Raw genomic sequence first — 10,971 nt, 5'->3', positions numbered from 1 at the left:
TACACCCCAATTAACCCCCTCTTTCCCTACACGCCGTTGTCCTGATCTGCGCACCATAATTCAACACGTCGGGCCCCCGGAACTCCGGGGGCCCGACGTGTTTGTGCTGCTGTGCGCCGAACAGCGGACATCTGTGTGCGTCACACCCCCGACCCGGTTGCGAATCGGGTATGTACTTGGTGGAGACAGACAATCGCTGCGTCGAGAGGACACCACCATGGTCACCGCATCCGGCGCTCACCCGCCGGTGGCCCCGCAGGCCGGTGTCGGTCGAGACGCCGACGCATTGCTTTTCGCGGTCGGCGCTGCGGCCCGCGCCGTCGACCTCGTCCGCTGGTCCGCCCGGACCACCCTGGACACCGTCCGTGTGGTCCCCGGGGTGGGCGGATTGATCGACTCCGTCACCACGGCCACGATCGACCGCGGCGAGGCGGCGGTGCGCACGGCGACCGCCGCGGCCCGAACGGTGCTACGGACCGTCGTCCGCGAGGTGGTGGCGGCCGCGCTGCTCGAGGTCGATCTCACGCGCATCGTCCGCGACCACGTCGACCTCGACGCGATCGCGGAGGGCATCGACGTGGACGCCGTCGCGGCCCGCATCGACGTCGACGCAATCGTTCGCCGAGTCGACGTCGACGACGTGATCCGCCGGGTGGACCTCGACGCCGTCGTCGACACCGTGGACCTCGGCAGGCAGGTCGACCGGGTGGACCTCGACGCCGCCGCGGCCCGCATCGACATCGACGCGATAGCGCGGCGGATCGACATCGACGCGATCATCGCGCGGGTGGATCTGCTCGGCCTGGCGAACGAGGTCATCGACGGTGTCGACCTGCCCCAGATCATTCGGGACTCCACGGGGTCACTCTCCGAGGAGGCGGTGCGCGGGGTGCGCAGTCAGGGCATGCAGGCCGACGATGCGGTCGCAGGCTTCGTCGGGCGACTGTTCGGGCGCGACCGGCACAATCACGGATACCCGGCCGGCGACGCGGGGTCCGAACTGTGACACACGATCTGCCCGAACGCCGTCCCGCCGGAATCGTGACCCGCGTCCTCGCCGCGGCCATCGACCTCGGTGTGGTGCTGGCACTGCTCGGACTCGGATACCTGTCACTGGTCTTCGTCCGCCTGCTGCTGTCGCCGCACCAGTTCACGTTCCCCGAACCCGCGCCGCTGTTTTCACTCACCGCCTGGCTGGCGACCTCGGTGGTGTACCTGACCGGATGCTGGGCCACGACCGGTCGCACCGTCGGATCACTGGCGATGGGACTGCGGGTGACCACCCGCGAGCACCGCCGGGTCGGCTGGCCGATCGCCGTTCTGCGCGCCGTGACGTGCGTGTTCTTCCCGGTCGGGCTGCTGTGGGTGGTCCTCGACCCGCGACGACGCTCGGTGCAGGACATCCTGCTGCGCACCGAGGTCGTCTACGACTGGCGGCAGGACCTCGACGCCGTCACGGCGTGATCGTTCGACTCGCCGCGTGCGCGGCGATCAGGTCGCGGTACCAGAAGTAGGAGTCCTTCGGGGTTCGCTCGAGGGTGTCGTAGTCCACGTGCACCAGCCCGAACCGTTCCCGGTACCCGGCCGCCCACTCGAAGTTGTCGAGGATCGACCAGACGAAGTAGCCGCGCACGTCCACTCCGGCGTCGATCGCGGACCGCAGCGCGTGCAGGTGGTCGCGGTGGTAGTCGATGCGGCGCTGATCCCGCACGCGTCCGGCACCGTCCGGGTCGGCGTCGTGGAAGGATGCCCCGGATTCGGTGATGTAGATGGGAGGAAGGGCGTCACCGTACCGGTCGGCGAAGGTTTGCACGATCTCGCGCAGGCCGTCGGGAACGATCGGCCACCCGAAATCGGTACGCGGGTAGCCGTCGAGCGAGACCGGCTGGAACGGCATGCCGGGCGGCAGGTCCACCTCGAGCACCCCGGTGCTGCCCTCGTCCGACGTCGGTGCCGCGATGACGGTCGGCTCGTAGTAGTTGATTCCGAACCAATCCAGCGGCTGCGCAATGATTTTCAGGTCGTCTTCGACCGGACCCTGGAGGATCGCGGCGAGTTCGGGCGCGGAGTAGGCGCCGCGCAGGACCGGGTCCGCGAACGTCCAGTTGACGATGTGGTCGTAGATCTCGGCGGCTTCGACGTCTGCGTCGGCGTCACTGGCCGCGTGGACCGGGGCGTGGTTGGATGCGATGCCGATGTTGTCGCACCCCGCCGCCCGCAGCGCCTGCACCGCCAACCCGTGCCCGAGCAGTTGGTGGTGGGCCGCCTGCAGGGCACCGAACCCGAGTTGGTGGCCGGGCGCGTGCACGCCGAGCGCGTGACCGTAGAGGGTGTGCACGACGGGCTCGTTGAGTGGCATCCACATGTCGACCCGGTCCCCGAGCCTGCGGCCTACGATGTCGGCGTACTCGGCGAGGCGGGCGGCGGTGTCGCGGGCGAGCCATCCGCCGGTGTCCTGCAACGACTGTGGGAGGTCCCAGTGGAACAGCGTCACCGCCGGAGCGATCCCGGCGGCACACAGTTCGTCGATCAGACGGTCGTAGAAGTCGAGACCGGCCTCGTTGACGGCGCCGCTGCCGGTCGGCTGGACCCTCGGCCACGACACCGACAGCCGGTACGCGCCGGCGCCGAGTTCACGCATCAGCGCGACGTCCTCGCGATACCGGTGGTAGTGGTCGATCGCGACCGCGCCGCTCTCGCCGCGCACGATCGCGCCCGGCCGCTCGCAGAACTCGTCCCAGATCGACCGGCCCCGGCCGTCGACGTCGACGGCGCCCTCGATCTGGTAGGCGGCCGCGGCGACCCCCCACAGGAAGTCGTTCGGAAGCATCGGTTCGGCGACAGTCATGGACGGAGTCTGACCGTTTCCTGGACGCACGTCCAGTGTGGTGTTTCAATTCGTGAACAACTGCCCGCTCGATCACTGATGTCGGCGGGCCCGGCGAAAGCACTTACGACCTGATGACGCACCCCACGCCCGAGCACCGCAGCGCCCGCGTGTCCACCGCGGGGGCGTTCGCGCTTCAGGGTTTCTTCCTCGCGGTCCTGCTGACCCAGCTCCCCCAGTTCAAGGACAAGTTCGGGTTCACGGACACGACGATCGTCGTCGCCGTCGTCACCGTCTCGCTCGTCGCCGGCGTCGGCAGCGTGCTCGCCGAGTTCGTGGCCACCCGCACGTCGAGCAGGACCACGTTGCGCGCGGGACTGTCCGTGATCGCGGTGGCAGGCGCGGGTATCTCGTTCTCCCACAACACGGTTGCATTCTTCGCCGGCTTCGCCGTGTACGGGATCGGTCTCGGCATGGTCGACGCCGCCGCCAACATGCAGGCGGTCGCGATCCAGCACCGGTACGGCCGGTCGATTCTGTCGTCGTTCCACGCGGTGTGGAGTGTCGGTGCAATCGTCGGCGCCCTTTTCGTCTCGGCCTGCGCCGGACTCGACGTGAGCCTGGGGGTGTCGCTGCTCGTCGCCGCCGCGGTCGTCGCGGTCGGGACCGCGCTGCTCGGCCCCCGACTGCTCGTCACTGGTCACGAGAAGTTCGACTCCCCCGCCGCCCCGCTGTCCGTGCCGCTGCGTCCGTTTCTCGCGCTCGGTGTCGCGATGGCCCTGTTCTTCGCAATCGACTTTGCCGTCGGCAACTGGTCCGCGCTGTATCTCAAGGACCTGCTGCTGGCCAGTGCGAGCACCGCGGCCCTCGCGGTGGCCGCCTACCAGGGCGCCGGGCTGGTGTCCCGCCTGACCGGCGACTTCTGGGTGCGCCGATACGGCGAGATCGCGGTGGTCCGGGTCGGCGCCTCCATCGGCGCGATCGGACTGCTGGTGGTCGTGTTCGCGACCGGTCCCGCGATGGCCATCGTCGGGTTCCTCGTCGTCGGTCTCGGTGCACCGGTCGTCGCACCGCTGTGCTTCAGCGCGGCCGGACGTCTCGCCCCGCCCGACCAGACAGATGCCGTCGTGGCACGCCTGAATCTGTTCAACTACGCGGGCACGGTGATCGGCGGCGGCATCGTCGGGGCGGTCGCGGCGGTGTCCAACCTGAGGGTCGGCTTCGCGATCCCACTCGCGTTCGCCGTCGCCCTGATCGTTCTCGCGCCTGCGTTCCACCCGGACCGCGTACGGCGGGCTCCGTTCTCCGCGGACCGCGCCGGATAGCGAGGCAACCCGGGACACCGACTTCCCCTGACCGCTCCGGGTAGTGGTTGACTGGCACCATGCCGAACTGGGGCTGGCTCATCGTGATGCTCGTACTCGTCGACGTCGCCGTCGTCACCGTGTGGTTGCTGACTCGCCGCAAGACCCCACTCCCGAACCCGCACAACCCCTTCATCCGGGGCCTCGACCTCGGGACCCGAGATCGGATCGAACGCCTCGTCGCCGACCACCAGCAGGTTCATGCCATCAAGCTGCTGCGTGAGCGCACCGGACTCGGACTCGCCGACGCGAAGGCGGCGATCGACGCCGTCACGCGCGGCGAATGGGTTCCGACCGCAGGGCCCGACAGTGTGCCACCCAGCGGGGGCTGGTCCGACCTCGCGCCGGAACTGCGGGCACTGAAGGACGCGGGCCAGGAGACGAAGGCAGCGCGACTGCTCTGCGAACACACCGGGATGAGCCTGCGCCAGGCCAAGGACACGGTGGCGCAGCTGTGACCGTCACCGTCTCCACCGCCGCCGCCTCCGACGCCGCCGAACTCGCCGCCGTCGCCGCGGTCACCTTCCCGCTCGCCTGCCCGCCGTCGGTCACCGCCGACGACGTCGACGACTTCCTCGCGACGGTGCTGTCCGAGCAGCGGTTCACCGAGTACCTCGCCGCGCCCGACCGGACGGTGCTCAAGGCCGTCATCGACGGCAGCATCGTCGGGTACGCGATGCTCGTCGACGGCCTCCCGGACGATGCGGACGTCCGGGCCGCGGTGACGGTGCTGCCCACCGTCGAGATCAGCAAGCTGTACGTACTCCCCGATCACCACGGCGAAGGGGTGTCGCACCACCTCATGGCCGCGGCCCTCGAGCACGCCCGGAGCGCGGGGGTCGCCGGTGTCTGGTTGGGCGTCAACCAGGAGAACCTTCGGGCCCAACGCTTCTACGCGAAGCAGGGCTTCGGCCGGGCGGGGACCAAACGCTTCAAGGTCGGTGACCAACTGCATCACGATTTCGTCCTGCAGCGAGGTTTCTAGCGCGGCCCCAGCTTCGGGTGGGCACGGCCGGTCATCAGCGGCAGGTCCAGGTAGGTCCTGATGCCCGGTTCCGCGCGGCACACGTACGGCACCGAGTTCACCAGGTGATTGGCGGTGGCGACGATGCCGGGGTTGGGGTCGGCAGGAGCGGAGCCCGCGGAGCGACCGGGGTGTTCCGCTCGGGCGATCGCGTCGGAGTTGAACCCGGTGAACGTCATCAGCGAACTCGGGGTGCCCTCGATCGCCACCTCGTAGCGTTCCCCGGCCGGGCCGAGCGTCCACGGCGGATCGAGGTTTTCCTCTCCCATCAGCCAGTTCACCGCGACCCGCGCGACCGGCTCGCCGTCGATCAGGGCGTCCCACCGGAAGCGTTGCGCGGCAACGGCTCCCGGTTCGATCACCCCGAGCGGGCTGTCGATGGGCGTCGTCGCCACCGCGATCTCGTGGCCGGTACGGATCTCGGCGCCCGGGTCGAATCCCATGCCGTCGAGGATCAGCCGCAGCGACTGGGTGAACCCACCGGTCAGCAACCCGAGCATCGGACCGTCCGCGGCTTCCTCGGGCGTGCCGCCGAATCGCATGACCCACCGCAGCACATCCGGTGCCGCGTACCCGCGCAGATCGGAGAACTCCTCGGCGCGGACGAAGGTGACGGCGGACGTCATCGCGGACAGCGCGAGCGGGAACAGGTCGGTGATGCCACCGGGGTCGATGCCGGTGCCGTGCAATGTGACCCCCGCGTCGCGGGCGGTCTGCTCGAGTGCGGCGTCGCGCTCGGCGGGACGGAACCAGCCGAGTGGAGTGACGACGTTCTTACCAGACGCCAGCAGGGACGCGACGACCTTCTTGTCCGCGACGAGCGGGCTGTAGATCACGCAGTCGGCGTCGAGCGCGTGCAACGCGTCGGCGTCGTCGGTCGCCAGGACACCGACGGGGTCGCCGCCGATCAGCTCGCCGACGTCCCGCCCGGACTTGTCGGCCGAATGCACCCAGCAGCCAACCAGTTCGAGTTCCGGATGCCGAAGCACCGCCTCGATCGCCGCTTTCCCGACCCCACCCGTCGCCCACTGCACCACGCGAAACGTCATGGCGCAGATGGTAGGTGCGAAGGCTAGGCCGGGACCTCGAAACGCGACAACGCGAGCAGACGCGAGGTGGCGCGCAGGTACTTCTTCTTGTAGCCACCGGCCAGCATCTCGGGGGTGAAGATCTCGTCGAGCTTCGCACCGGAGACGGTCACCGGGATGCTGGCGTCGTAGAGACGGTCGGCAAGGACCACCAGGCGCAGTGCCACCGACTGGTCCTGTGCGGGGTGCACGCCGTCGAGGAACACCGCGGTGACGTCCTGGATCAGCTTGTTGTATCGCGAGGGGTGCAGGGTGCTCAGGTGCGTGCACAGCTCGTCGAAGTTGTCGAGGGTCGCCCCCGGGGTGGACTCGGCGCGCTCGCGCAGCTCCTCCGACGAGATCGGCTCCGGAGCCGGCGGCAGGTCGCGGTGCCGGTAGTCGGGGCCGTCGACGCGGATGGTCTCGAAGATCGAGCCGAGCTTCTTGATCTCGCGCAGGAAGTCCTGGGCGGCGAACCGGCCCTCGCCGAGCTGGCCGGGCAGGGTGTTCGACGTCGCGACGATCGACACACCGCGGGAGGAGAGCTCGGTCAGCAGCCGGGACACGAGCATCGTGTCGCCCGGATCGTCGAGCTCGAACTCGTCGATGCACAGCACGCTGTGGCTCGACAACTGCTCGACGGCGTTGTTGAAGCCGAGCGCACCGACGACGTGGGTGAGCTCGACGAACGTGCCGAACGCCTTCGGGCTGGGCGAGCTGTGGAAGATCGACGCCAGCAGGTGGGTCTTGCCGACACCGAACCCGCCGTCGAGGTAGAGGCCTGCGCCGGTCGACGGCGCCTTCTTGCCGAAGAGACCGCGGCGGCCGCCGGAGCGAATCTTCGCGACCTTGCCTGCGAACTCCTCCGCCTTGCGGACTGCGGCGGCCTGGCTCGGCTCGTTCGGATCGGGGATGTACGAGCCGAAACTCACCTCGTCGAACATCGCCGGCGGGACCATCTGCGCGATCAATTGGTCGGCAAGGACCACCGGATTACGATCGACAAGGCGCTGTTGCATGTAAACAGCGTATCTACGTGCTGTTATCGACAGTATGCGCCGCATCGATATTGAGGGATACCTCACACCACTCCGCGACGAAGAGATCCGCGGGCTGTACCCCTACCCCGCGGACCGTGGCGCGCCGTCGATCAGGGTGAACTTCGTGTCCAGCATCGACGGCGCCGTGGCCACCGACGGTACCTCGGGTGGGCTCGGCACGCCCGCAGATCGCCGATTGTTCACGATCCTCCGCGAACTCGCGGACGTGATTCTCGTGGGCGCGTCCACGGTGCGGACCGAGAACTACGGCGGCGCGGCCCCGGACACCGACGCCCGCCGCAGGCGCGTCGAGCGGGGGCAGGCACCGGTCCCGCCGATCGCGGTGGTCACCGCGAGTGCGCACCTCGATCCGAGCTCACGACTGCTGACGGACACGGAGGTCGCGCCGCTGATCCTGACCGGCACCGAGGCACCGGCCGAGCGCACCGGCGCACTCACCCGGGCCGGGGCCACCGTGCTCGAAGTCGGCGAGCGCAGCGTCCCGACCGCCGGAATCCTTGCCGCGCTCGCCGAACGGGGGCTGCACCGGGTGCTGTGCGAGGGCGGTCCGACACTGTTCGGGCAGTTGCTCGCGGACGACGCCGTCGACGAACTGTGCCTGACCACGTCACCGGTTCTGGTTGCGGGCCCCTCAGGCCGGATCACGGCGTCTCCGTCGGCGACACCGCGCCCGATGCGCCGTGCGCACGTACTCGCCGACGACGACGGCACGATGCTGACCCGCTGGGTGCGCGAGCGACCTGGCAGGCTGTGACGCATGCGCACACTGGGGTTGGCGGCACTGGTCATCGCGCTGTGCACGGCGTGCGGCGCGGGGCCCAGCGTGCGGCCCGACGTCGCAGTCGTCGAACACCGCGACCGTGCGACCACCGAGCCGAGCGGCGACCTGCCCGGATCGGTGCCGGACCTGCCCGTCCCGGTCCACGACCTGGACTGGCGGGACTGCACGCAGTCGACACTCGACGTGCTCGGGTTGGGCCCCGGACCGGCCGGGCTGGTCCTCGAGTGCGCCGAACTGGCCGCGCCCGTCGACGCCGCCAGTGCGATGCACGGCGCGTTCTCCCTCGGCGCGCTGCGGGCCCGCCTGCCGCAGACCCCGACCGACGCCGCTCCCCTCGTCCTGACGTCCGGCGCCGACCGCTCCTCGACCGGCACCCTCGCCGCGCTGGCCGCGGCTCCGATCGGATCGCTGCTCTCGACCCGACCACTGGTCGCGCTGGACCGGCGGGGCATCGGCACCTCGACGCCGATCGAGTGCACCGATCCGATGACCGCGGAGCTGCGCCGCGCGATGCTCGACCTCGGCCAGTTCACTCCGCCGCCCGTCGCCGGCGGCGATGCCGTCGACACCGTCCTTGCGCTCGGCCGGGACGCCACCACCGCGTGCACCGACTTCCTGCAACCCCACGAGCTGTCCTTCGACTCCCCGCACGCCGCCGATGATCTCGACCAGTTGCGCCGCGCATGGGGCGTGGACCGGATCGGCGTGCTCGCGACGGGCAGCGGGGTGGACGTCGCGCTGGCGTACGCGTCCGAGTACCCGGACGCGGTGGGCAGGCTGGTCCTCGACTCCCCCTCCGTCGTCGGCGCGGACGCGGCGACGGGCGCGGAGTCCGTGGTGCGGGGCCGCGAGGCGGCCCTGACAGGCTTCGCCCGGCAGTGCGTGGCACTCGAATGTGCGCTCGGTCTGGATCCGGTCGGCGCGGTCACCGACCTGGCGAACCGGGCCCGACGCGGCGATCTCGGGCAGGTCTCGGCGAACGCCCTGCTCACGGCGCTCACCGACCAGTTCGGTTCCCCGCGCGGCGACGTCGGCACCCAGGTCCGCGAGTTCGCGGACACGCTCGCGGCCGCCGGCCGTGGCGACACGAGCGCCCTGCAGTGGCGGATCGACGCGGCCGCCGCCGCGACGCGCACCGACGGACAGTTCGTCGCCCGGTGTTCGGACGGCCGCCAGTGGCCGACGCCGGGTCGGGTGCGGGAGCTGATGACCGACTGGGGTCAGCGGTATCCGGTGTTCGGTCCCGAGGGCGCGCTGGACCTGCTGCTGTGCGCATCGTGGCCGACGACCCCGCCTGCGCCGGCCCCGAATGCCGCGACGGCAGCCACCCTCACCGTCGCCGGCGCCGCCGACCCGGTGGCCGGTGACGGTTCCTCGTCCGCGACGGGCGTGCTCGCGGCGGTCGGCACCCCCACGGCGACCATCGCGTGGCTCGGATCCGGGCATCCGGCGCTGCCGCACTCGGAGTGTGCGCAACTCGCGGTCGCCGGGTACGCGCAGGCCGGGATCCTGCCGCCCGACGGCGGAGCCTGCCCGGGCTGAGTTCGAGGTGGGTGTCTTGGGTGGTTCACCCCCTCCGGTCGGGTACCGTGCCACCGGTGTTCCTTCGACAGCTCGAACCACGCACCGCCCGGACGACAGCCGAGGTGGTGAAGTTCGCGCTGTGGCCGCTGGCGATCATGACCGTGCTGCATCGAGTGCTGGTCAAGGCCGTCAACGGAGCCCGCACGGATGACTTCACGCCGGTGTACAAGGCGGCGCTGGCGTTCCTGAACCGGCAGCCGGTGTACACCGCGAACTTCAACTGGGTCGACCCGCACTACCTGTACGCGCCGAGCGGCACCCTGCTGCTCTCGCCGATCGCGATCATCGACCCGGAACGGTCGCGTTGGCTGTTCATCCTCGGCAACGCGGTCGCGGTGATCATCGCCGGCTACCTGCTGCTGAAGATGTTCGGGCTCGCCCTCGACTCCGTCGCCGCGCCGATCCTGCTGCTCGGCATGTTCGCCAGCGAGACCGTCACCAACACGCTCGTCTTCACCAACATCAACGGGCTGATCCTCCTCGGCGAGGTGGCGTTCCTACTGTTGCTGCTGCGTCGCCGGGACGCCTGGGCCGGTGTCTCGATCGGGCTGACACTCGCGATCAAACCCGTTCTCGCACCGCTGCTGTTGCTGCCACTGGTGACGAAGCAGTGGCGTGCCCTCGTCACGGCGGTCGGCGTCCCACTCGTGCTGACGGCGATTGCGTGGCCGCTGTCCGCGGACCCGATGGAGTTCGTGCACCACACGCTGCCGTACCTGATGGAGTCGCGGGACTACTTCAATTCGGCGATCGTCGGCAACGGCGCCTACTACGACCTGCCGACCTGGATGATCCTGGCGCTGCGGGCGATCTTCGCGGTGGTGGTGCTGGTGTCGCTGTGGCTGCTGTACCGCTACTACCGCGAGGACCGGCTGTTCTTCCTCACCACCGCGACCGGCGTGCTGATGACGGCATACTTCCTGATCGGCTCGCTCGGCCAGATGTACTACTCGATGATGCTCCTGCCGCTGCTGATGAGCGTGGTGCTCCGCAACTCGGTGATGCGGAACTGGCCGGCCTGGCTGGCGGTGTACGGGTTCATGACGTTCGACAGTTGGCTGTCCGGCCACTTCCCGGCGACCGGGCGGGCGGCGGAGTACATGAAGACCACCCTCGGCTGGAGCCTGCTGCTTCTGGTGATCTGCGGTGTCCTCGTGGCCCGTTACCTCACCGCGAAGCGAGAGGGCCGACTCGACCGCGGCATCGACCCGGTGTTCGACGAACCCGAACCGGAGAAGGTTCCGGTCGGCTGAACCGGCGCAC

General features: G+C 69.7%; 11 protein-coding genes. 8 read left to right on the top strand and 3 right to left on the bottom strand.

What is annotated here, in order from left to right:
• The first annotated feature begins 217 nt into the window (after positions 1-217).
• Both ACWDU4_RS21610 and ACWDU4_RS21605 read left to right on the top strand, forming a co-directional pair.
• The gene (locus tag ACWDU4_RS21610) at positions 218-1,006 is read left to right on the top strand and encodes a hypothetical protein (RefSeq protein ID WP_450115964.1); all 789 of its coding nucleotides are present in this window, start codon (positions 218-220) and stop codon (positions 1,004-1,006) included.
• Positions 1,003-1,464 carry an RDD family protein gene (locus ACWDU4_RS21605; protein ID WP_450115963.1) on the top strand — a complete coding sequence of 154 codons (462 nt, stop codon included), beginning with the start codon at positions 1,003-1,005 and terminating at the stop codon, positions 1,462-1,464. The genes ACWDU4_RS21610 and ACWDU4_RS21605 overlap by 4 nt, the downstream gene beginning before the upstream one ends.
• Here the strand turns inward: ACWDU4_RS21605 and ACWDU4_RS21600 are convergent.
• Positions 1,454-2,848: a GH1 family beta-glucosidase gene (locus ACWDU4_RS21600; RefSeq protein WP_450115962.1), complete on the bottom strand. Its 1,395-nt coding sequence runs from the start codon at positions 2,846-2,848 to the stop codon at positions 1,454-1,456. The genes ACWDU4_RS21605 and ACWDU4_RS21600 overlap by 11 nt on opposite strands.
• A 113-nt stretch (positions 2,849-2,961) precedes the next feature.
• On the opposite strand from ACWDU4_RS21600, the gene ACWDU4_RS21595 reads away from it, so the two are divergent.
• From ACWDU4_RS21595 to ACWDU4_RS21585, 3 genes are read left to right on the top strand one after another with little or no spacing between them, the layout of a single operon-like run.
• Entirely contained in the window at positions 2,962-4,152 is a 1,191-nt protein-coding gene (locus tag ACWDU4_RS21595; RefSeq protein WP_450115961.1) for an MFS transporter, read from the top strand.
• Positions 4,153-4,211: 59 nt separating this feature from the next.
• Positions 4,212-4,649, top strand: coding sequence for a hypothetical protein (locus tag ACWDU4_RS21590; protein WP_450115960.1), 438 nt, complete (start codon positions 4,212-4,214; stop codon positions 4,647-4,649).
• Positions 4,646-5,176 carry an N-acetyltransferase family protein gene (locus ACWDU4_RS21585; protein ID WP_450115959.1) on the top strand — a complete coding sequence of 177 codons (531 nt, stop codon included), beginning with the start codon at positions 4,646-4,648 and terminating at the stop codon, positions 5,174-5,176. The genes ACWDU4_RS21590 and ACWDU4_RS21585 overlap by 4 nt, the downstream gene beginning before the upstream one ends.
• Here the strand turns inward: ACWDU4_RS21585 and ACWDU4_RS21580 are convergent.
• Both ACWDU4_RS21580 and zapE read right to left on the bottom strand, forming a co-directional pair.
• Positions 5,173-6,264: an NAD(P)H-dependent amine dehydrogenase family protein gene (locus tag ACWDU4_RS21580; RefSeq protein ID WP_450115958.1), complete on the bottom strand. Its 1,092-nt coding sequence runs from the start codon at positions 6,262-6,264 to the stop codon at positions 5,173-5,175. The two genes, ACWDU4_RS21585 and ACWDU4_RS21580, sit on opposite strands and share 4 nt — an antisense overlap.
• A gap of 23 nt (positions 6,265-6,287) precedes the next feature.
• Positions 6,288-7,301 (bottom strand): cell division protein ZapE, encoded by a 1,014-nt coding sequence (gene zapE, locus ACWDU4_RS21575; RefSeq protein ID WP_450115957.1) that lies wholly within the window; start codon positions 7,299-7,301, stop codon positions 6,288-6,290.
• A 34-nt stretch (positions 7,302-7,335) separates the two neighbouring features.
• Between zapE and ACWDU4_RS21570 the strand changes: the two genes are divergently transcribed.
• The 3 genes from ACWDU4_RS21570 to ACWDU4_RS21560 are packed head-to-tail and all read left to right on the top strand — an operon-like array spanning position 7,336 to position 10,961.
• Positions 7,336-8,097, top strand: coding sequence for a pyrimidine reductase family protein (locus tag ACWDU4_RS21570; RefSeq protein WP_450115956.1), 762 nt, complete (start codon positions 7,336-7,338; stop codon positions 8,095-8,097).
• Between the two features lie 3 nt (positions 8,098-8,100).
• On the top strand, positions 8,101-9,666 hold the full coding sequence (locus ACWDU4_RS21565) for an alpha/beta hydrolase (RefSeq protein WP_450115955.1): 1,566 nt from the start codon (positions 8,101-8,103) through the stop codon (positions 9,664-9,666).
• A gap of 56 nt (positions 9,667-9,722) precedes the next feature.
• Positions 9,723-10,961 (top strand): glycosyltransferase family 87 protein, encoded by a 1,239-nt coding sequence (locus tag ACWDU4_RS21560; RefSeq protein WP_450115954.1) that lies wholly within the window; start codon positions 9,723-9,725, stop codon positions 10,959-10,961.
• The last annotated feature ends 10 nt before the right edge of the window (positions 10,962-10,971 follow it).

Source organism: Rhodococcus sp. NPDC003348 (assembly GCF_053589375.1).
Note: the sequence above shows the minus strand (reverse complement) of the source record. Positions and strands in the feature narration are given on the sequence as shown.

Coding starts and splice junctions, on each gene's coding strand:
- ACWDU4_RS21570 (WP_450115956.1), top strand. CDS start 7,336: ATGCGCCGCATCGATATTGAGGGATACCTCACACCACTCCGCGACGAA.
- ACWDU4_RS21610 (WP_450115964.1), top strand. CDS start 218: ATGGTCACCGCATCCGGCGCTCACCCGCCGGTGGCCCCGCAGGCCGGT.
- ACWDU4_RS21580 (WP_450115958.1), bottom strand. CDS start 6,264: ATGACGTTTCGCGTGGTGCAGTGGGCGACGGGTGGGGTCGGGAAAGCG.
- ACWDU4_RS21590 (WP_450115960.1), top strand. CDS start 4,212: ATGCCGAACTGGGGCTGGCTCATCGTGATGCTCGTACTCGTCGACGTC.
- ACWDU4_RS21565 (WP_450115955.1), top strand. CDS start 8,101: ATGCGCACACTGGGGTTGGCGGCACTGGTCATCGCGCTGTGCACGGCG.
- ACWDU4_RS21595 (WP_450115961.1), top strand. CDS start 2,962: ATGACGCACCCCACGCCCGAGCACCGCAGCGCCCGCGTGTCCACCGCG.
- ACWDU4_RS21600 (WP_450115962.1), bottom strand. CDS start 2,848: ATGACTGTCGCCGAACCGATGCTTCCGAACGACTTCCTGTGGGGGGTC.
- zapE (WP_450115957.1), bottom strand. CDS start 7,301: ATGCAACAGCGCCTTGTCGATCGTAATCCGGTGGTCCTTGCCGACCAA.